Annotated in this window: 20 protein-coding genes; 7 read left to right on the forward strand and 13 right to left on the reverse strand. The window is 61.8% G+C overall.

All coding sequences use genetic code 11. The features are described from left to right. Positions 1-154: 154 nt before the first annotated feature. From J7I84_RS18940 to J7I84_RS18960, 5 genes are all read right to left on the reverse strand, one after another. Complete coding sequence (locus tag J7I84_RS18940; RefSeq protein WP_214946073.1) at positions 155-1,972, reverse strand: type IV secretory system conjugative DNA transfer family protein; 1,818 nt, start codon at positions 1,970-1,972, stop codon at positions 155-157. Continuing rightward, entirely contained in the window at positions 1,969-3,183 is a 1,215-nt protein-coding gene (locus J7I84_RS18945; protein ID WP_214946074.1) for an ATP-binding protein, read from the reverse strand. The genes J7I84_RS18940 and J7I84_RS18945 overlap by 4 nt, the downstream gene beginning before the upstream one ends. Before the next feature lie 227 nt (positions 3,184-3,410). Beyond that, entirely contained in the window at positions 3,411-4,910 is a 1,500-nt protein-coding gene (locus J7I84_RS18950) for an SCO6880 family protein (protein ID WP_214946075.1), read from the reverse strand. Then, the gene (locus tag J7I84_RS18955; protein WP_214946076.1) at positions 4,903-6,273 is read right to left on the reverse strand and encodes a type IV secretion system protein; all 1,371 of its coding nucleotides are present in this window, start codon (positions 6,271-6,273) and stop codon (positions 4,903-4,905) included. The genes J7I84_RS18950 and J7I84_RS18955 overlap by 8 nt, the downstream gene beginning before the upstream one ends. 3 nt (positions 6,274-6,276) lie before the next feature. Next, complete coding sequence (locus J7I84_RS18960) at positions 6,277-6,564, reverse strand: hypothetical protein (protein ID WP_214946077.1); 288 nt, start codon at positions 6,562-6,564, stop codon at positions 6,277-6,279. A 178-nt stretch (positions 6,565-6,742) separates the two neighbouring features. Here J7I84_RS18960 and J7I84_RS18965 point away from each other — a divergent pair, with 178 nt between their 5' ends. Further along, the gene (locus J7I84_RS18965; protein WP_214946078.1) at positions 6,743-7,807 is read left to right on the forward strand and encodes a DUF3644 domain-containing protein; all 1,065 of its coding nucleotides are present in this window, start codon (positions 6,743-6,745) and stop codon (positions 7,805-7,807) included. Between the two features lie 91 nt (positions 7,808-7,898). On the opposite strand, the gene J7I84_RS18970 is transcribed toward J7I84_RS18965, so the two are convergent. From J7I84_RS18970 to J7I84_RS18980, 3 genes are all read right to left on the reverse strand, one after another. Next, a complete protein-coding gene (locus J7I84_RS18970; RefSeq protein ID WP_214946079.1) occupies positions 7,899-9,020 on the reverse strand; it encodes a C40 family peptidase in 1,122 nt (373 codons plus the stop codon). Continuing rightward, entirely contained in the window at positions 9,020-9,571 is a 552-nt protein-coding gene (locus J7I84_RS18975; protein WP_214946080.1) for a hypothetical protein, read from the reverse strand. Before J7I84_RS18975 ends, J7I84_RS18970 begins: the two co-directional genes overlap by 1 nt. Positions 9,572-9,769: 198 nt before the next feature. Next, entirely contained in the window at positions 9,770-10,669 is a 900-nt protein-coding gene (locus tag J7I84_RS18980; RefSeq protein ID WP_214946081.1) for a hypothetical protein, read from the reverse strand. Between the two features lie 181 nt (positions 10,670-10,850). On the opposite strand from J7I84_RS18980, the gene J7I84_RS18985 reads away from it, so the two are divergent. Further along, positions 10,851-11,174, forward strand: coding sequence for a helix-turn-helix transcriptional regulator (locus tag J7I84_RS18985; RefSeq protein ID WP_214946082.1), 324 nt, complete (start codon positions 10,851-10,853; stop codon positions 11,172-11,174). A gap of 35 nt (positions 11,175-11,209) precedes the next feature. Here J7I84_RS18985 and J7I84_RS18990 read toward each other — a convergent pair whose 3' ends face one another. Further along, on the reverse strand, positions 11,210-11,707 hold the full coding sequence (locus J7I84_RS18990) for a hypothetical protein (RefSeq protein WP_251046834.1): 498 nt from the start codon (positions 11,705-11,707) through the stop codon (positions 11,210-11,212). 203 nt (positions 11,708-11,910) lie between these two features. On the opposite strand from J7I84_RS18990, the gene J7I84_RS22095 reads away from it, so the two are divergent. Beyond that, complete coding sequence (locus tag J7I84_RS22095) at positions 11,911-12,165, forward strand: helix-turn-helix domain-containing protein (RefSeq protein WP_214946083.1); 255 nt, start codon at positions 11,911-11,913, stop codon at positions 12,163-12,165. A gap of 498 nt (positions 12,166-12,663) precedes the next feature. Here the strand turns inward: J7I84_RS22095 and J7I84_RS19000 are convergent, their stop codons facing one another. Together J7I84_RS19000 and J7I84_RS19005 are read right to left on the reverse strand one after the other, a co-directional pair. Further along, positions 12,664-13,254, reverse strand: coding sequence for a hypothetical protein (locus tag J7I84_RS19000; protein WP_214946084.1), 591 nt, complete (start codon positions 13,252-13,254; stop codon positions 12,664-12,666). An 84-nt stretch (positions 13,255-13,338) separates the two neighbouring features. Continuing rightward, positions 13,339-14,235, reverse strand: a complete 897-nt coding sequence (locus tag J7I84_RS19005; protein ID WP_214946085.1) for a LysR family transcriptional regulator — start codon at positions 14,233-14,235, stop codon at positions 13,339-13,341. 111 nt (positions 14,236-14,346) lie between these two features. Here J7I84_RS19005 and J7I84_RS19010 point away from each other — a divergent pair, with 111 nt between their 5' ends. Then, entirely contained in the window at positions 14,347-15,147 is an 801-nt protein-coding gene (locus J7I84_RS19010; RefSeq protein ID WP_214946086.1) for an alpha/beta fold hydrolase, read from the forward strand. A 146-nt stretch (positions 15,148-15,293) separates the two neighbouring features. Here the strand turns inward: J7I84_RS19010 and J7I84_RS19015 are convergent, their stop codons facing one another. Further along, entirely contained in the window at positions 15,294-15,764 is a 471-nt protein-coding gene (locus tag J7I84_RS19015) for a hypothetical protein (RefSeq protein ID WP_214946087.1), read from the reverse strand. A 201-nt stretch (positions 15,765-15,965) separates the two neighbouring features. On the opposite strand from J7I84_RS19015, the gene J7I84_RS19020 reads away from it, so the two are divergent. The 3 genes from J7I84_RS19020 to J7I84_RS19030 all read left to right on the forward strand — a co-directional run bounded on the left by J7I84_RS19020 (position 15,966) and on the right by J7I84_RS19030 (position 18,354). Further along, positions 15,966-16,676, forward strand: coding sequence for a DUF4386 domain-containing protein (locus tag J7I84_RS19020; protein ID WP_214946088.1), 711 nt, complete (start codon positions 15,966-15,968; stop codon positions 16,674-16,676). Next, the gene (locus J7I84_RS19025) at positions 16,673-17,308 is read left to right on the forward strand and encodes a hypothetical protein (RefSeq protein ID WP_214946089.1); all 636 of its coding nucleotides are present in this window, start codon (positions 16,673-16,675) and stop codon (positions 17,306-17,308) included. The genes J7I84_RS19020 and J7I84_RS19025 overlap by 4 nt, the downstream gene beginning before the upstream one ends. A 107-nt stretch (positions 17,309-17,415) precedes the next feature. Next, complete coding sequence (locus tag J7I84_RS19030) at positions 17,416-18,354, forward strand: hypothetical protein (protein WP_214946090.1); 939 nt, start codon at positions 17,416-17,418, stop codon at positions 18,352-18,354. 273 nt (positions 18,355-18,627) lie between these two features. Here the strand turns inward: J7I84_RS19030 and J7I84_RS19035 are convergent, their stop codons facing one another. Then, the gene (locus J7I84_RS19035; protein WP_311381168.1) at positions 18,628-19,104 is read right to left on the reverse strand and encodes a nuclear transport factor 2 family protein; all 477 of its coding nucleotides are present in this window, start codon (positions 19,102-19,104) and stop codon (positions 18,628-18,630) included. Positions 19,105-19,113: the final 9 nt, after the last annotated feature.

Raw genomic sequence — 19,113 nt, forward strand, 5'->3', positions numbered from 1 at the left:
CTCTGATTGCTCTCTGGTCATCTCCCGCCAGCGGCGGGTCACGGATTTGGGCCCAGCCGGCCCGGCAAATGCCGACCTGAAAAGTTGTGCTGTGATCTCGTCGTCCCCAAAGGAACCTGAGGAGGGAACATCAAACTCATCGACGTTGTCACGGCTATGCATCAGGAGTCCCTTCGCTCTTCTGTTGACGCTGTTTGTGCCCCTCGGCCAACAGGCGCTCCATCTCAGCCTTCAGGCGGCGCAGTTCCCCCGCGTCCTTGCGCTTGTGCCATTCCAAAAGATCCAACAAAATGGGCCGCGTGCGCCGACCCAGCATGAGCGCCGTGCCAGCAGGGAGGCGTCGAATCTCGTCCAAGGCGATCACCGGACGGTCGCGAAGCTGTTCACCGTCCTGCCGGCCCTGTGACGACCAGGAACGCGTGGTGAGCGTCAGGCTGCGCTCGCCGAGCAGACCGGCGAGCGATCGGAGGTCGTGTTCGTCAGATCCGCCTCCGAAAACCACCTTGATAATGGCGGAGTCCCAGATTGTGGACGCTTCATCGACGGACCAGCCCGAACGGGCCTGGGAGAGGGATTGAAGGACGACGAGGGTGGAGATGCCGATGCCGCCGCCATCAGCCAGCGCCACGGGCAGGCCCGGCCAGGGAGCCAGGTTGGCGATCTCATCGAGTATCAGAGACAGGGGCGGCTCAAGCCGGCCGCCTGGTGAAACGAAGGCCATTTCGCGTGCCGCGCTGTCGATGTCGTCGATCAGCGCGGAAAGGTATGGACCGGCAGCAGCTGCGCCTGCCCGCGTGCCGATCAAATAGAGCGTTCCCCGATCCCGAATGAACGCCTGCGGGTCAAACTCCTCTGACTCGTCCTGCGGGTTCAATGCCGCCAAAACCTTCGGTGATGACAGCGGGGCAACCGCTGCCGAGACACCTATCCAGGAGTTCGAGGTATTCCGCGGGTCGTCTTCCAGGATTCCCATCAGGTCTGATTGCCAGCCAAGGGCTGCGCCCGGACGGCCCAGCACCTCGAGCGCCTCCCGGGCCAGCACGGGACTGGAGGACCAGCGTCGAAATGCAGCCACTCCCTCGCCGGACAATGCAGCAGCATGGAGCAGGCATTGGAGGACGATCAGCGAGCGCTTCTGCCACGCAGCGTTTTCGCCCTTCATCTCCGTGTCCGCGGTAATGACCAACGCTCGCCGGGTGGCAACGTCCGGGTCCTCGCATCCCCGCACCGGTGACCAGCGGAGCGACGACGGCAAACCTGACATACCCTGGGGATCAAACACCGTCACCGGGCGCCCGTCAGAAGCCCTTGCTTTCATGGTCACTACAAGGTTGTCCGCCCGAGTAGATGTCGTTACGACGGCACCGGGCGCATCGAGGATCGCATTGATGACCACGTAGAGGCCCTTGCCGGACCGGGGAGCACCTTGGATCACCATCGATTCTTCAGTGGAGACGTGGACCGTGACGCCGCGGGAACGTCCCAGGGTCCAGGACAGGTCCCGGACCGAAGGCTTCACCAGGCCCGGGCGCGTGAACTTCCCCCGCTTCTGAACCGCCCTCGCCCCAAAGTCGTGGATGATTTCGGCGCGACGGGCAACTCCCTCGCGGTTCAGGATGTCCTGCCGGAGCCACGCCCCCGACTGCTTCCACCGCCTCCACGCAACCAGCGCAGCCATGGCGAGCGCTCCGACCAGCAGCAGGGCCGGAGCCAGGATCCACCAGACGCTGTCCGTGCCGATTGCGCAGTCACCACGGCGGATGACTATCAAGTCCATCCGGTTGGCCAAAAGTCCGACGACGGCACCCGGGTTGAAGGGCGACGGCGGCAAGGCGCCGCAGTGCCAAGAGGTCGCGAGCTGCGCCGCGGCCTGAACCAGCGAGCAGAGACATACGTAAGCTGCCGCTCCGACGAGGGCAGCGGTGACGAGCGGATTGTCGCTGGCAGCCCGGGAACCCGCTGGCGGTCTCACAGCATCCTTTCGTCTGTCCCAAAAACGGCCAGCTCGTCCGTTGTCACCCGGTTGGCAACGATGAAGGAGCGGTTCCCGACTTTCCAGAGACCTACGCCCTTCGGAAGGTTCTCAACGTGCTCGCACTCAGCTTCCGTAAGGCCCAAGGCTTCCTTTGTAAGTCGCATGGCATCGTGCTTCTGGCGGTAAATGATCCTGGTATCTGCTTCGGTGAGGAGGCCCAGGGCTTTCTGCCGATGCCCGCTGGTACTGTCACCGATCTCGTTGAGGTCAGCGACCTTGTGCATGATCAGCAGGTTGGCAATGCCATATGTTCTGGCGAGGCGCCACTGCTCGCTCATCTTCGCCAACATGTAGGGATCGGCGAGCATCCGCCAACCTTCGTCGTACACGACGAGGCGCTTGCCGCCGTCCGGATTGGTGATTGCCGCCTCCAGCCAGGTGGCGCCACAAGCAGCGGCTAGCGAAAGGGCCTGCTCTGACGCTCCGATGAGGGCGGAGGTATCCATGACCATCATTGGGGCGTCCGCGTCGAAGGCTACGGTGGACGGAGCATCGAACATGCCCTCAAGATCACCGGACACCGTGCGCCGAAGGGAATGGCTGACGGCGGTTCCGCCCTCCACCCCGACGAGGGCCACCATCTCCTTGGACGGTCGCAGCAGATGGTCAAGCACCATGGGCAGCGTGGGGTTAGAGTTTTCCGCCATGGTTTCCATGAGGGCGATATCCAAGGCCGTGTGCTCGACGGGGCGGAGCGGCAGGCCTTGACGCATGAGGGAGACCAGTGCCACCAGGAGATAGCGACGCCGCTGCCGGACGACAGCCTGCCACTGTGCTTCAGTGAGGGCGCTCGACCGCGGCCCCGCATCAAGCGGGTTCACTCGTGCGGGACGGCCGGGTCCAACGGAGATGACTTTTCCGCCAACAGCTTTGGCGACGGCAACCCACTCACCTTTGGGATCGGACGCGACGGCGGCTTTCCGTCCCAGTGTTATGGACCGCGCAACGAGCGACTTCCCGCACATCGATTTGCCCGTGCCGACCGTTCCGATCACGACGATGGATGGTCCGCTGATGATTCCTTTGTCGTAAAGGATCCAGGGATCGTAGGAGAATGCTCCCGACCCGAAGACGTCGGTTCCGATGTAGGTGCCTTCGTGCCCCAGCCCCGATTCGGTAAGAAACGGGTAAGCGGCCGCGAAGGTCATGGTTGAAGCGCGGTGCGGCGCTGGACGTAACCGGTGTGGGCCACGGAGCGAGTTCGGCTCTTTGCTCCCCCAGTCACCCGTGAAGCCAAACTTCTGAAGTCCTGGCTGTTCAGGCTCTGACGGAGCAATCCGCCACCCGGACGCCCGCGATGCCGGCCGCCGTCGTGCTTTCCGCTCGTCCCGGTTCTTGCCCGACAGAACGTACTCGAAACTGCCATTGGTCTTGTTCATCGCAGTCCCCTTCCCAGTGGCAGGCCGCTCGCAACAAAAGCCGCCCATTGCTGTCCATAGAGAAGCCGCAGCTCAACGAATGCTCCTGCTGCCGCAGACTCAAGCTCCTGGCGGTGCCGCGCCAAATCCTCCAGTGAAGTCGCCGTCACCGTCATGTAAGCGGCCTGCCGGACGTCACCGTGGCCGGCGACAATCTCTTCCTCCCGCTGTGTCACTTCTTCCTCCTCGGCCCTTTGCTCACGGGTGAGCGGCCTGTCGAAGCGGGCGTTAATGCGTCGACGGGTCTCATGCGCTTCCTGGGCTGAACGGATGTCGCGCAGAGCCTCAGCGGTAGGTACCGCCCGAATAACCTCGGTGAAGGTGTGGCGGAATTCACCGACATAGATCAGGGGGTGAAGAAAGCCCGGAAAGACTTTCTGCCGCGGCCATTCAGCGATCCAGAACGTCTGATGAAAGCCGGAATCCGTCTGCAGGTACGTCCAGTGCTCCTCTACGCCCATTGGTCCCTGCCTCACGAGGTCACCCGTAGACTCTGCTGATGGTGCGCTCGACGGCGGCACTGCCGCCGCCTGCAATTTACCTGGAGGCAAAAGGGCGGGATCGAAAGCGCCGCGAATCATGGCAAGCAGCCCCGGCTCGCCGAACCATTCCTCGACCTTGACGTTGTGGGTACCCAGCGACGTTCGTATGGCCTCGACTTCGAGCCGCAGGACGTGTTCAAGGCCGGTGACGCCCCCGCCCGACTCCCTGATCCGCCGTCGCGCCCTGCTCGTGTCCAGGACAACCGCCACGACCAGCTCATGGCTCATAGCTGCGCCGGCGGCCCCCAGTAAGTCCTCGTACGCACGCTGGCCCCATCCAGCGTCTTCCTGGTCGTCTCGAGCCGGCAGGGCGTTCTCCCTGTAAAAATCCCAGAGTGCCGATGACGGGTAGGGCACCGTGTAGTCCTGTATGGCGATGCGGGCAACGCTTTGCCGTTGGGCCATGCCAGCCTGAACGCGTGACCAAGCCTGGACTGCCCACGCTTTATCGTCAGCATCCAGGAGAGCGAACGAACGCGTGCTGCACCGCAGAACCGCGATTGCCTCCTTGCCGTGTCCATCGACCAGGAAACAATCCCCACGGGCGGTCGTTCGAATCTCCAGGTTGCCCAAGCCACCGGGGAGGGCAAGTCGGCCGGCGAGGCGTGGAGCTTCCGGCTTTGCGAGGAACCTCGTCTGACCCAAAGCTGCGCGGCAGAAGAACATGGCGATCTGTTGTGCCCAGACTGGATATGGGACACGGGAGTACTGCAGTATTCCGAGCAATATCAGCGCGAGCCACATAGGCCCAGTGGTGAATAATCCGACCGGACCGTGGCTTGCGGAGGCAACGATGGCGACGGCAACTCCCCCGGCCACAATGAGCAACTGGTACCACTTGAGCCCGAGGAAAAAGCCTCGGCGCTCGTACCTTGGGAATTTGACGGCTTCCAACCCGCGCCCGTCTTCAGACATGAGGGGTGCCTCCCTTCGGAGGGTCAATTCTTGGTGGCTGGGGTTTCGGAGGTTGCGGGCTCGACGGCCCGGAGGTGTTAGCGGAAGGCTGCGCTCGCGGTCCCGGTTCTGCAGGTGCGCTCTGCCGGACCGGTGCTGGAGCGTTGCTGCCCTGGCTTCGCGGACTAACGCTCACGAACCCTGTCGGTTCGGCGGACTGTGGCGCTTCCGGTGATCCGGTTGAGGATCCTGTTTTTAAGGCTCTCTGTCTTCCATCACGGTCCGGTGAGGTCAACCCGGCGGGCACAGGAGGAGCTGACACCTGTGTCGGAAAGACGTTACGACTTGAACTGATAGGCCGTGTCATGGCGGAGCGGCTCACCAGGCTGGCGAGCGTCAATCGGCCCCCTGCCTGCCGGCTGATCTGCCGTGCGGCAACGCTGGTGCTCCGGGCCAGGACGTGGCCACCGCCCGCCGTTTGGGCAGCTGCAGCCAGTTCCCCTCCGGCGAAGCTCACCAAACGCAGGGCAATCATGGGTGCCCCACACGCCAGGGCCATGCCTACGGTCCCGGCTGCCAAGCCCGCGAACGACTTGGAATCGGCAAAGAGCTTTACGGCCACGGCTAAGACGGTTGCAGCCAAGGGCTTGGCCACAACCAACGCGGTGACGACCTCACACCAGCGACGAGTCCATGATTTTGTCTTGTCCCAGGGCAGCAGCATGAGGGCCACGGGAGCCACGGCGGCGAGGACAACGAGGGCAAAGGAGCGGAAAATCATCGAGCACATCAGAATGAAGGCGAGTATCCAGACGACCACAACGGCCATCATGGTTACCACCGCCGCGCCTGCCGGCCCGCCGGTGTTGCCGGGAGCCAGCGAGACCAGATTCCATTCCCGGCCGCTTCCCTGTGGCGCTCGTTCAAAGCCGAAGAGCCGCATGAAGACGAGGTAGGGATCAGAGCCAATTGACTGAAGCAGAGCGGCGGACGCTAGATCTGTTGCCCTCGTCAACTGCCGGACGAGGTAGACGGCGGCACCCACCAACGGGATCGCGACGGCTCCGCCTATCATCGCTCTTCCAATACGTCTGGGTTGCTGACTAATGAGCCCGGAGAGCAGCTGCAGAATCATGACGACGGCGAGCGGAGTCAGCATTACAACCACCCACCAGCTCGTCAGTCCTTCGATCGACACCCATTGGGAATCGTCGACGTTCGACACAGTGAAGGCACCCGTGATGAAGGCCCACAGCCACGACGCCATGTTCTGCAGGATGTTTGCGAACAGTGACGTGACCGCGCCGAGGGCGTTGTCGTTAGCCTGTGAGACCAGGCCGCATCCGGGTGGCCACCATCCATTGAGGTCGCACTCAACGGGCATGACCTAGAACCCGAGATGAAACGCGGTCTGCGACCAAAGGATGTAGCCATTGATGCCGCCGAGGATGGCAGCCACAGGGCCTGTCCAGAGGAGGATCACGCCGCCGCTGGAGGCCAGGCGCGACGATTGGCTCAGCTTGCCCGCTAGCAGTAGCGCTGCGCCGATGATCGCCACGATGGCAATGATGATGAAGGCGCCGACGAGTATTCCGCCGCCGATTTGTTTGAGCGATTCAAGGAAGGGAAAACTCGCGTTCGGCGTGATCCCTGGGTCCACCGCTGCAAAATACATGGGTGCTCCGTCTGTTGTATTCCATGGAGTGAGCAGATGAGCTCACGGGTTCATGGAGGAAGCGGGGCCGAACGACATGACATTTTTTGTCGTGAGAAGATTTGATAAGAGTTCGCGTTGAGCAGTTTTGCCGTTGTCGCAACTGCAACCGCGGCGGATAAACGATCAAGGGGGAAACTTGGCCAAGGCTGACTGGTGGCACACAATGCGCGAGGCTCGGCGCCAAGCTTGTGTCGCGGTTGACTTCTATAACAGGCCAGGCGAGCGCCAAAGCTATGCTGATTTTGTTGTTCACATGCACTTGGCATGGCAAAACCTTCTTCACGCCCAGCTTATGAGGAAGAAAACCAACATCTACTTCCGAGCATCTAAGGGCAGTCGCCTCTACAAGCGAGATAAGTACGGGCAAAAACAGTCATGGGACCTGCAAACTTGCCTGGATGTTTCATATAAGGAGCATGACCCGATTCGGCTGAACGTAGAGTTCTTCATAGGTCTGCGGAATTCAATCGAGCACCGTTTCGAAAGAAGCTTGTTGATCGCCACAGCAGCTCATGCTCATGCCTACGTAATCAACTTCGAAGCCGAACTCACGCGGCACTTTGGTGCAACGGAGTCCCTTGCTGACGAACTAAGATTTCCGGTGTTTGTGCAGTCACTTTCGCCCGAAGGCATGGATGAGCAAAGAAACCTCCGCCGCGGCCTGCCATTGGAAGCGAAGACGTACATTTCAGAGTTCGAGGCCACTATCCCCGCTGCTATCCGCCAGGATCCTCGTTTCGAGTACAGAATCCAGCTTCAGCCAATCCGCGGAGTCAAGGACGAAGCGGACCTGGCCTTCAAATTCGTAAACGCCAAAGAGCTTTCAGAGGAAGAGTTAGCAGAAGCCATAGCAGCCGGAAAAACGGGAAAGGTGCTTATCTTCGAAAAGTTGAAAGCCAATGGCTTCGACGACGAGATGCTTCCTGCTGCTGCAGCCAATGCCGTCCAGGAGCAAACTAAGTTCCGATTCTCCGTGAACGACTTCACGAAAATGCGGCATCGAGATGGTGTAGGTCCTAAGAAGGGTCATGGCGCCTCCGCCACCTTCGCCGATGGCACAAACTGCATCTATAGCAAGGCCCACAAGAATCACGTCTACACGAAGGCTTATGTGGCCACACTAATTCAGGAACTGTCGGACCCCGAAAAGCATGAAAAGGCACTTGGGCGCACTCCCGAACCTTCCGTCCCTGAGGCCTGAGGGGCTGGGGCTGCTCCCGCTGCTGTGCGTACGCAAAGATCGACTCATAAGCCAGAATGCCTGCTCGGTGCTGTAGTAACGCGAGCGATGTCTACCGCTCTAAAAGGTTGAAGTAAGCAGTCCCAGTGTTCCAGCTGATCGGATGTAGCAACGTCCCCACGTCCGGGTTCAGAGCGCTCCACATCATGCCGTTGCCTGCGTAGATGCCCACGTGGCCCCAGTTATCAGGCCCCTGCGGATTCTGAACCACCAAGTCCCCCGGCTGCGGATCGTCGGTCCGTACCCCACCACGCCACTGCTCTACCCGAGGCAGTTGGACACCAGCCTGTTGATAGATCCATTGCACGTAGCCCGAACAGTCCCATGCTTTGAATGAAGCGCCACCCCATACATACCGTCCGCCTAGACCTTCCTGCGTGAACCGCAGGATATCCTGGCGGAGCTGACTCAGGTTTTTCCAAGAGGCCGCAGGACCTACTTTGGGCGCTGAAGATGAGCAAGGAGCTGGCGACGTATCCGTTTCCAACGCAGCCACGACTGCTGTCGCCGCACGCTCCCAACGCGCATAGAGCTCCGGAAATGCTGATACTTGGACGGCCTGAGCTGCGGGGCCTTTGTCCATTGCCTGCCAACCGGGGATGTCGAGCAGCCCTCGAGGACTTCCTCGGTTGGGACCCAAAGGGCCGCCGTAGAAGGCGCGGGCGTTGTAGAAGACGTCCATAAGCTGCTCAACGCTCCCCCATCCCGCCGTGGGACGTTGTTGGGCCGAGCCTATTGAGTCGTGGTCGCTCCCAACGCCGTCATTCGGAAAGCCCATGGAAGCCGGCACCCTGGGGTTTGCGAGCACGCGCAAACTCGACTCCTGCATCGACATCATGATGGCAATGATCTGTCCCGAACGGGGTACGCCAAGCTCTTCTCCGACCCCAATGTACGCGCGAGCCACACTTTCCTGTCGCGAGTTCAGCTCGTATAGCAACTGGCTGCCATCGCGGACCTCCAGCCCATCGCCAGTCCCCTTGCCCGCGCTGAGAGATGCAGCATCAGCCGGAGCACAAGCGAAAGTTGGCTCGCCTCTCAGACCTGCAAGTAGAGCGACACCCGCGACGAACGCCATCAGGCCGAGAAGCACAAGGACAGTCCCAGCGGCAGCGACACCCTTTAGCAGCGCCCGTCGCCTGACCAGACCTGCCACGGCGACGAGGCCGACCATCAGTAGACGATTCGGTCCGGGGTCGCATAGAAGGCAACCATGGCGCAGTGGTCAGCAGGAGCTGTAACCGCCGGCGGGCAGTTCAGCATCACCGTTATAGGTGCTGAATAAGTGTTTCGATCCCTGCTGGTCTCATCGACCACTTGCACAATCACAGTGCACACATGAAGGCCCGCCCAGGGAGGTGGGAATTCCTGAACTTTGGCCAACTCAAGATCGCAGCGAACAGATTGCGCTGTGCCGGTCCGCCGCGCCGACTGCTGTCCAAGGCTCGCAAAGGAAGTGGCAGTCACGCCAGTGGCCTCGAACTCTTTGACCAACACCGAAAAGGGATTGGATCCATCGGGGAGCAACTTCCACCACGAGCGCACCCGTGCGTACACATCCGAGTACGACGACGAGCGGCTGTCCCAGGTGTAGATTTCCCTTGCAGCCTCAACAGCGAGCACGCGGAAGTCCCTTGTTGGAGAAAGATCAACAGGTGAGGCAGGTGCGGCCGCATCGGTTTCGCCAGGGACAGCAGGGGGCGCGCCCGTTGCCTTGGGCGCCATGGAAGCTGCCGACGCTGAAGGCGTGCTTGCTGTCGGGCCTTGGGCCGACACCGCACCCGGCCTATGGCCCGGCCAGAATAGGAAGAGGAGACCGCCTATCAGCAAGACAACGAAGAGTACGGCAACGAACGAGCGCTGGCGGCCCACCGCATGGAGTGTGCGCAGTACCCGGCTTCCCGTCCCCCAGCCAACCATGGCTTAGGCGGTCTGCCTGTTGGCCTCGTGCTGGAGCACACGCCAAGCTGTCCGGTACAACTGCCGCGCGAAGCCGATGTTCACGGCGACATACCGCTCAGTGACACCAAGCTCGGTCGCTAGCGCCGCCATCTGCACGGACCTAGGCAGGCCGCGCAGCCCTGGACGGACTATGGTCTCCGCGACTCTTCTCAGAACAGCAGTGGGAAGGCAATCGGCAGCGCATCGGCAAAGACCTTCCATGCTTAGCCCCGGCTCGGGGTGGCAGTTCAGGGCGGCATTGATCGTCATAGCGGTCTGCCGCACGACAGTAACGGCGTGCCAGCGTCGTCTGTCTCTTGGCGATGGCGGTCCGTAGTGCCGAGGCCCAACCAGACTAGAGACAGCGAGTTGCCACGTGTCCTCCTTGACGTTTCTCTGCACCAAGCCGAGCATGGCCTGCGCCCACGCGTGGTCGACATACCTCTCAGTGCTGTCCAAACCCAACCCTGCGCCGATGACAGCGAGGACTTCAGGTGACGCTTCCATCGTCGAGAAATCCATAAGCAGCGGCAAAGTCTGATGACTGAGTTCGCGCCGGACGTGTGCCGCGCACATTTTGTTGCAGACACCCTGGACCCAAGCTTCGAACGGAATTCCCGGCAACTCCCGGTAGCGCCCCTTCGTCACCCCGTCCCAGACCGCGACCCGAATGTCCTGCATAATGTCGTCCACATCGCAGGTGCGCCCAATCCGTGCCAGGCGGGAGACGACGTAACCCTGCACGCTGTTCACCGCGCTCATAATTTGGTCGATCGGGACGTTGGATTGCCCTGCCGCAGGAGGGTTCAGCAACGAGACGTCGACAGAGATGGTCTTGGAGGGTTCCGAGCTATGTTGAATTGGCCTAGCGTCGATTTCCACGACTTCCCGCTTTGTTCAGATCGATTAGTTAGCAGAGTCGCTGAAGAGGCCACTCGCGGACGTGGATACGCAGATCCAGCAACGATCAGTAGAAGCTACAGGAATTATTGTCGAAGATACTTATAGTATCGTCAAGGTTGCCGTTCTTACTTTTTCAGCAACCTTCGGGAAGAATGTGGCTATGCCGCGGATTACCCAGCCAAACGACGCAGCCTGGTCGGCCGACGTTGAGGCTGCCGTCGCTACCTTCGGCAACCGGTCGCGAAACGAAATTCTCCGATTCCTAACGGCTAACGGACCAGCGACGCGCGGCGACATTGTCGCCGCAGTCAGCGCCGGCGAACCCAGCGTTGCCAAGCACCTCGCGGCCTTGGAGGACGCGGGCGTGGTGATAGTCGACGTCGAACCTGGGCGCCGGCACGGACGGTCGCCCCGGTATTCTGCCAACGCAGTCCGAATACAGGAACTGCTGAACGCGCACCTAAGCTACCTGCTCGAGAAGTAGTCGCAGCGCTGCGACAGCGGTCGCACCTATTCGACCTACTCCGCTGCTTCACCCGTGTCTGACGACGAACCCGCCGCTGCTTGCTCACCCTCCGGCCGTCGGCTGATGTCCCTGTTCAAATACTCCGTGATGGCACGAAGGGTCTCCGGGGACACATCACCAAGAGTCCTGGCCGCAAAGGTCTTCACACGGGCTGCGCGCAGGGACTTCACAAACTCAAGCTGTGAATCAATGCGCTCGGGCAGGTCAGCGGCCTCGCCACCCTGCAGATACCCAGGGTCGACATTGAAAATTTCACACAGAGCTCCAAGCAATGCCGGGTCACTGACGAGTCTCCCCGTGCCGTCCTTCATGTAGAACCAGCGGGCCCTGGAAAGCTTGATTCCCCTGCTCTGCAGCTTCTGCTGAACCTCACGGAACGTGACGGGCAGACCTCGCTCGGCAACCACAACATCTAGCAGAAGGTTCAGGCGTCGCGCCAACTCTGCTTGCGGAGACAAGCCAGCACTGAATGCCCCTTGGTCAGAAGACAAGACCCGCCTCCCTCCTGGTCCAATGCGTAAGTCGGCTCTGGTGCCCAGTGTATTCCTCTGGCGAACGCCGCCTGCAACGAGGGCTGCCGGGACACTTCCAACCCCGCGCGGATGAGAGTATGGTTTCCCTGTAGACCCGTCTACAGGGGGTTCAACCCTCCCAACGTCATTCGGTGGTGGTCTCCTTGGTAGAGGACATACTGATGAACCGGACGCGAAGCCGACTCCTTCGCTTCCTGATCGCGCAGGGTCCATCGTCTTGCGCAGATGCAGCTCTCGCCTTGGACCTGTCGATGTCCACGGTCCGTCGACAAATTCGGTTGCTGTGCGGTGCAGGCTTTGTCAGGCCAACAGCGGGAACTTTCAGCGCCCAGCTAGGCCATATTGAGGAGCAGCTTCAAGAGCTTTCGGCTACGTTCCAACCTCCTGTCACCGACTTCAGGAAGCCGGCAAACTGAGCGAGCTCGGCCCGCCCTCTTGCGAAAACTGATTGGGCCTAGGCCGCTCGACATAGATTCGATGGTCTGCTGTGGGCACTCTTATCTGTCAACGGTTGAGACGTTGATTAGCGGGCGTGACTCCGCCAACCGTTTGCCCCAGCCGTGCTGTTTCTCATTGGTGCTCACCAACTTCAGATCAGCCGGCCCAAACGGGTCTGGAAAAGCTTGGGCTTTCGCTCTCCGCTGCAAGCGGTCGGTACGGGAGGTACATGACCATCGTCGTTGGGCTGGCGTCCGAGGCCGAACGTCGTGGGCACCGTTGGTCTCCCCGTCAGGTAGACCTGGCCCTGTTTGCTTTGGGCGGTCAAACGAGGATCAGCTAAAGACTTTTCAAACCACATGGTATTGGGGCTCAATCACGGGCCATCGTCTAGGTTCTGGGCGCGAGACCCCACAAGCATCACTGACGTCAGATCTTGAGGCAGTAACCGGCCGGTCCCGGGATCCGTGTGCGAGCTACAGGTCTCCAAGCGTGGGCAGCGGCGCAACCGCAAGGTCGACGGCGGATTCGACTGCGGCTCGGCGCGCGTCGGTCGGTTCTTCAAGGAGCAACCGGATTGGGTGGATCAGTGCGACAAGCCGGGGCGACCGAATCGTTGCGAGGCCCTCCACCGAAGCGGCAAGCGATTCAGTGACCAAGACGTCTACGCCTTCTCCGAACGCACGCGAGTGGTAGCCGTTCGGGGCAACGTAGCTGCCGCCGATCGCGATGCCGCCCAGGAGCGCCAGCAGAGGTGTCCGGATTCCATCCGGAACATCGCCGGCCGCGACAGCTGCGATGAACGGCACTGCATGGGCCGTTGCCTGGTAGACCGTGCCCTGGTGGCAGATGTTCGAGTAAAGGGCGTTGAATGCCTGGCCAGGGTCGGTTCGCAGGGCAGCAAGGGAACGTACAACGTCGCCGTCAATGTTCGTAGGGAAGCCCGCACCGGGGCCCAGCGAGACGGCGCTTTTCCCGTAGGCGTGCTCCAGCTGGCTCCAGTCGACCTGGTCAGGTTCGGACAGCGCCACGAAGCCTGTCCAGTTCGGTTGGCACGGGGCATCCATGAAAGGAAGAGTAGCCGCGAGAAGCGTTCGAAGGTCGGGGTAGGTGTGGCTACTGGCACCAACCAGGGAGCTCACACCGGTGCCTTAGGATTTCTTAGCGACGTACCGCCTGGCGTGAACGACCAGCCGGGTAGTCAATGGCGAGGCGCCGTTGCGGAGCCAGACCAGTACCGTCGGCATGGGAAGGGACACCCCGGCAAACGGGCGCCACACAACTCCGGGCGGATCGCCCGGTACCACCTGATGCGGCGTTTTGAAAGACACCCCAAGACCGGCGGCCACCAGGCTCATGGTCGTCGCAATGCTCGGGGACCAGCGGTGCGGCCCGGGAATCATTCCACCGCCCATTAGAAGCCCCAATACGCGTTCACGAACGTCCGGGTCGCCGTCGCGCTGTAACCAGATCAAGGCCTGCCCGTTCAGATCGGCGGGGGCGATCGCTGCAAGCTTTGAAAGCGGACTGCCGGACGGAAGAGCAACCCCCATCGGCTCGGTCTCCAGGGTAAGCACGCCGAGCCGTTCGTCCGAGGGTGGCACGGCGTGAATGAACACAGCGTCGAACTCTCCGTCAAGAAGCTTCTGGACCCCTTCCCTTGCTGCCGCAAGTTTAACCTCTACCCCCGGTGCATTCTCACCTGAACCCAGGCCGCTAAGCAGCTCAGCCAACAGCGGGTACGCGACTCCCACGGCCACGCCCAGTTTGAGGGTGCCGGGCGGAGGACTGCGTAATTCTTCCATTGCTGCCGCCGCGGCATCGTGGGCCTCAATGATATGGGCAGCCTCTTCCCGGAGGCGTCGGCCTGCGTCCGTGAGTGCAACGTGATTGTGGGTTCGGTCCAAGAGCCGGAGCCCCAGGTCTTTTTCCAGGGCTTTGAGCTCCTGGCTCAGTGCAGGCTGGGCGATGTGGAGCCGGGCGGCGGCCTTACCGAAATGCAGTTCCTCGGCCAGTACAAGGAATCGCCGGAGTTGGCGGAGTTCCATGGCTCATCATAAGAATTTGTGATCGTCCGAGTCCATAGCGGTCTTGGACGGCAGGGTGCGGCCGGACGTCCAATAAAGGGGACAGGTAAACCGCTCGGAAAGGTGAAGACAATGAGCACAATTGATGGCACCGCCCTGGTGAAGGCTGGCGGCGCTACGTTCCACGTTGACGTGGCAGGTCACGGCACGCCTGTTCTCCTGGTCCCCGGCGCTGGAGGTGACGCTAGGCAATACGCCGAACTGGCCCAAGTATTGGCCCAAAAGCACACAGTCGTCGCCTACGACCGCAGGAACAATGGACGCAGTCCACAGCAACCGGACTGGTCAAAGACTTCAGTGGACCAGCACGCGGGCGACGTAATTGCCTTGTTGGAAACGCTCGGGACGTCACCAGGCGTCGTATTCGGCAACAGCACCGGTGCACTGATAGCGCTGGCCGCTGCCCTGAAGGCACCCGGGCGTTTTACCGGCGTCGTGCTGCACGAGCCTGCGCTGCTGGGCGTTCTGGCCAACCCCGACGACGCCATGGCCACAGTGCAGCCGGTCATCGCGGCAGGCGTGGAGGCCGGTGGACTTGCCGGCGGCGCCGAGTCCTTCGTCCAGTTCGCCGCAGGCGACGCCGCCGCCCTGCTGCCTCCGGACTTTCTCGAAGGTCTGCGGACTAACGCCAGGGTCCTGCTGGAAGCGGAGTTCGGATCATTCTCGTCATGGCGGCCCGAGCCGGAGGCATTGGCGGAAATGAGCCTTCCGCTTACCATACTCAGTGCCGAGCAGACAGCGCCGTTTTTCGTGGAGGCTGCCCAGTGGATAGCCTCCACAGCTGGTGTCAGCCACCGGACAGTACCTGGCGGACACATGGGCTTCCCTAACCACCCCGAGGAGGTCGCTCAGGAAATCGACGCGATGTCGTAGTCCGTAAATGCGATGGGGCAAAGGGTCTGTTTTACAGTCCACCCGCGTAGCCCCTTTCATGCACGAGTCCGGGGCCGACCGGTACTCCGCTACATCCTGTGCCAGTAAGGGATCCCAAATCGTGCCCTTAGGCGGGCTTCGCCGCTTCAGAGCCAGGCGGTGACCGGAAAGACGGGTGACGCTACGCCGTCCTTGCCGGCCGTCGCCCAGACCATCGGCCCAAAGGCTTCCCAGTTGTCGAGCCATTCCCAGCTGAAGAGTGAGCCGTTGGCGTCAACGGCATGGAACCCGAAGCTGATCTGGTCGACCTCGGCTTGGCTGGAGAAGACCGCGCCGGGGCCGGCTATCAGGACGGGAAGATCGGGGCCGGCGATGACGTATGCGGGGATGACGACACTGTCCTCGGGCGAGTAGGGTCCTTCCAGCCCCACGTCGTTGAACCCTCCCTGCCCGTCGGCGACAGCAAGGCAGTTGTCGGCGCCGATGGTGATGGTCCCCTCGGGGAGGTTGTCCCTGGCCTCTGCCGTCAGAATGCAGCGCTCCTCCGGCAGCCCCGGGGCAAGGACCTCATGGCCGGGCTGGTAAACGTTGAGGGTGGGAACGGAAATCTTGGTCATGGGCTGCATGTGTGCGGAGTAGTCAGCCTGACTCCACGACGGCTTTGTCCAGGTGAAGAGGACACCAACACTGCCGGCGTTCCACTGAATCCTGTAGGCCGCGACTGTATTGTGCGAAATAAGGGCGGGCGTGGCTGCTTACGCGTGCCTCGTGGCATCACCGCCCGACAGTTATCAGACCGTCCTTTGAGAAGAGTCGCTTTGGATTCAGCACGGAAGGCCGCGCTTGCCGCGGGAGTGTTTTACCTCGTCACTTTTGCCAGCTCTATCCCGGCGGTTTTCCTCCTGGGGCCTGTGCTGGACAACCCGGACTATGTCGCCGGCACCGGCAGCGACGCCAGTGTTATCTGGGGCTGCGTTCTGGACCTGGTCAATGCCTTCGCCTGCGTGGGCACGGCCGTGGCGCTGTTCCCGGGCATCAGGCGACACGGTGAGAGCTTGGCATTGGGCTTCGTTACGTCCCGCCTGTTTGAGGCGGCTGTTATCGCCATCGGCGTGGTCAGCCTACTGGCGGTGGTGACGCTCAGACAGTCGGTGGCCGCAGGAGCCAATGCCGAGCCGTTGATCGGCGCAGGCCAAGCGCTGGTAGCCGTCCGGGACTGGACGTTCCTTCTGGGCCCTGGAACCATCCCGGCGATCAACGCGCTGCTGCTGGGCTACCTGCTGTTCCGGTCCCGGCTCGTCCCGCGCGCCATCCCCATCCTGGGCCTGATCGGCGCCCCTCTACTGCTCCTGTCCGCGGCCATGACCATGTTCGGCCTGAACACCCAAGTCTCCACTCTGTCAGCGGTGGCAACCCTGCCGATTTTCCTCTGGGAACTGTCCCTGGGCCTGTACCTGACCTTCAAGGGCTTCATGCCAACCCCCGCCCTTGTCGGGCAGGGGTCACGGCCTGTGGTTAGCGGAGGATGATCCGAACCGCGCCATGGACCTTCGCCGCGGTGTGCGTCATGGTGCCCGCGCTGGCCGGGCTCGTGTTCAGCCTGGCGGATCCCGCCATCCAGCTGGTGCCCTGGTACGTGGCCGTCTACCTGCTGATCAAGTCCTGCATCTTCGGGCCCACCAGGAAGATGCCGTCGCCGCGCCAGGTTGTGGCGTTCCTGCTGCCCGGCGCCCTGCTCGTTCCCCTGGCGCTGCTGAACCTGGGATGGTGGGCCGGAGGCTGGCTGCTCGGCCTGCCGGCATGGGGGCTGCTGCTCAGCCGATGGACCCGGCAGAGCCCACTCCGGCCCGTGCAGCTGCTGAAGTTCCTCGGACTCTTGGTTTTGGGCATGCTGATCTTCACGTTCAACGTCATCTACCCGTTCCCGAGCCTGGGCCTGTTCGTGCTGCCGGTCATTCCGCTGGTCAGGTTCGCCTACCCCGGGCAGCGGCTGCAGGCGGCCGTGGAGCTTCTCCTGGCCATAGCGACCGTCTCGATTGCCTTCGCCATTCCAACCCCTGAAGGCTCTTGGTCCTCGCCCTGGACCTACGCCGGCGGGGCCGCCACCGTCGGACTCATGATCGCATTCTGGGCCAGGGGGCTTCCACGGTCGGACACGTAGTCCCCGGGTTGGCTGGGTGCGGCAGGCACAGTCCTAGGCAGGATCATCTTTCGTAGATAGGCTGCGAAAACCGGGTCGGCGGCGGCTCGCGAGACAGGGGGAACGCATTGAGCTCGTTCATCGTCGGCACGGATCACATCGACCTCTTGGCGACAGCGGCCCGAAGGATACGGAACGGCAGAATGCCTGACAAATTCTTCGACTACGAGGACACTGCTACCGCTCAGTCAATCGGAGAAGCAATGGCCCTCTTCAACAACGTGGCGGTCTCCGAGGACTACCAGGAAGAAAAGGCCGAGCCCCAGTACATCTTCACGCCGGTCGATGAAATCCTGACGGGGAAGCTTGAACCCAAGCATCTCGTGCAAATCTACTTGGCAGCTAGCTGCTACATCTACCAGACCGGCGAGGACCACCCGGACTGGGCCTACCGCCTCCCATGGGCGACCGTGAAGGCAATTCAATTCTGGGCAGAGACACATCTCTACGCGAGCGGCTGGCCGATCGTGAAACTGCGAAACTCCGGTGGGTACGACTGGGCCGGCCGCGAAGACGCGGCTTGGGAATGGACCCGCGAGCACGGCTTTCCCGACCTGCAGATCAATCCCGCTCGGCTCAACGACGACGAAGTCAGGGAGGCGATCACAGCAACCGAGCGGATGGGCGACCAAGTGTCCGCGGCACTGGGAATGTCCAGGGTCGGTCTCCTCGGCCGCCTTGTCTTAGCTGCTCATGAGGACGGCGCCTATGTTGTCCTTGAGCCGGATGGTGACCGATTTGTCCGCTGCACAGTCTTCAGCGAAAGCGGCGAGGAGATCGCGGAAATCAACTCTCCAGAACTGGACACCCCCCGTGTGGAGCCGACAGGCGGAGATGAGATGCGAGCACTCCTGGCGATGGTGGATACCAGCCCGGCAAACCTCGCTTGGACAGAGTTTGCCCCCGAAGGGGTCCCGCCCCTGGATCAGGGGTCCCACGCTGTCGACTTGCGGAAGGCTTCGAACTGGTCCCCGTTGACGACCCGTCCACGCCCCAGTGACACCTGACCGCGGTCGACGCAGTGGCTAGGGGCAGCAGCCGCCTGCCCTAAGGAGCGAGACATTTCGGGGCGAACGTTCGCCTGGTAATACGAAAATGGGCTTGCGAGCACATTCCTAAGCGTGCTTATGATGGTTGTAGCCGAAGGGGATCGGCTTGGGGAATGGGAAAATGAAGGGCGCGCTCAGCGAACGGGGCGCGCCTTTCCCGTGCCTCAATGACAGTCGAACTGGGTCTACTCCTGGCGATCATGCGGTCGCACGCCTTAATTCGCTCGGACGTCATGCCGGTGGTTGTTCCATTGCGGTGGCAAGTGGCCGTGGCGCCATGATGGGGTCCGCATGGCGATGAGAAATTTTCCACGACTCCCCCTCGCGGCGGAGGACTAGTGTCACCCGTAGTGCATACGGGATTGGCTCACTGCTTCCGTCAACGTGGGCTTGTCCCCGCTCGATCCGGACCACGTAACCCAGGTCTGGGGCAACGAACCGAGAGACCTCCTCGACTCCTTTGAGATTCCCGCCGGTGAAGTGGGAGCTCGGTTCAGCCGCTGCCCGAACTACGGCCTCGCGTCCGCGGCAGGGCGGCCCGACAGGATTACAGAGGGTGACGTCCTCTCCCCGGGAAAAGACGTCCTGGACAGCGCCGGGATCCCCGTTCAGGTAGTGGTTCAGGGCAAGGTCAAATTCGACGATTGCATCATCAAAGCCGGACATCGAAAAACCTCCTATTTGCACTGCTATGCAATTGATGCACATCGGTATACT

The sequence above is a fragment of the Arthrobacter sp. ISL-85 genome, assembly GCF_018613675.1.
GTDB lineage: Bacteria > Actinomycetota > Actinomycetes > Actinomycetales > Micrococcaceae > Arthrobacter.

Excerpts from the sequence above, each read along its gene's own strand:
- J7I84_RS18945 (WP_214946074.1), bottom strand. The coding sequence starts at position 3,183 with ATGACCTTCGCGGCCGCTTACCCGTTTCTTACCGAATCGGGGCTGGGG.
- J7I84_RS18950 (WP_214946075.1), bottom strand. The coding sequence starts at position 4,910 with ATGTCTGAAGACGGGCGCGGGTTGGAAGCCGTCAAATTCCCAAGGTAC.
- J7I84_RS18955 (WP_214946076.1), bottom strand. The coding sequence starts at position 6,273 with ATGCCCGTTGAGTGCGACCTCAATGGATGGTGGCCACCCGGATGCGGC.
- J7I84_RS18960 (WP_214946077.1), bottom strand. The coding sequence starts at position 6,564 with ATGTATTTTGCAGCGGTGGACCCAGGGATCACGCCGAACGCGAGTTTT.
- J7I84_RS18970 (WP_214946079.1), bottom strand. The coding sequence starts at position 9,020 with ATGGTCGGCCTCGTCGCCGTGGCAGGTCTGGTCAGGCGACGGGCGCTG.
- J7I84_RS18975 (WP_214946080.1), bottom strand. The coding sequence starts at position 9,571 with ATGGCGCCCAAGGCAACGGGCGCGCCCCCTGCTGTCCCTGGCGAAACC.
- J7I84_RS18985 (WP_214946082.1), top strand. The coding sequence starts at position 10,851 with ATGCCGCGGATTACCCAGCCAAACGACGCAGCCTGGTCGGCCGACGTT.
- J7I84_RS22095 (WP_214946083.1), top strand. The coding sequence starts at position 11,911 with ATGAACCGGACGCGAAGCCGACTCCTTCGCTTCCTGATCGCGCAGGGT.
- J7I84_RS19000 (WP_214946084.1), bottom strand. The coding sequence starts at position 13,254 with ATGGATGCCCCGTGCCAACCGAACTGGACAGGCTTCGTGGCGCTGTCC.
- J7I84_RS19005 (WP_214946085.1), bottom strand. The coding sequence starts at position 14,235 with ATGGAACTCCGCCAACTCCGGCGATTCCTTGTACTGGCCGAGGAACTG.
- J7I84_RS19010 (WP_214946086.1), top strand. The coding sequence starts at position 14,347 with ATGAGCACAATTGATGGCACCGCCCTGGTGAAGGCTGGCGGCGCTACG.
- J7I84_RS19015 (WP_214946087.1), bottom strand. The coding sequence starts at position 15,764 with ATGACCAAGATTTCCGTTCCCACCCTCAACGTTTACCAGCCCGGCCAT.
- J7I84_RS19025 (WP_214946089.1), top strand. The coding sequence starts at position 16,673 with ATGATCCGAACCGCGCCATGGACCTTCGCCGCGGTGTGCGTCATGGTG.
- J7I84_RS19035 (WP_311381168.1), bottom strand. The coding sequence starts at position 19,104 with ATGTGCATCAATTGCATAGCAGTGCAAATAGGAGGTTTTTCGATGTCC.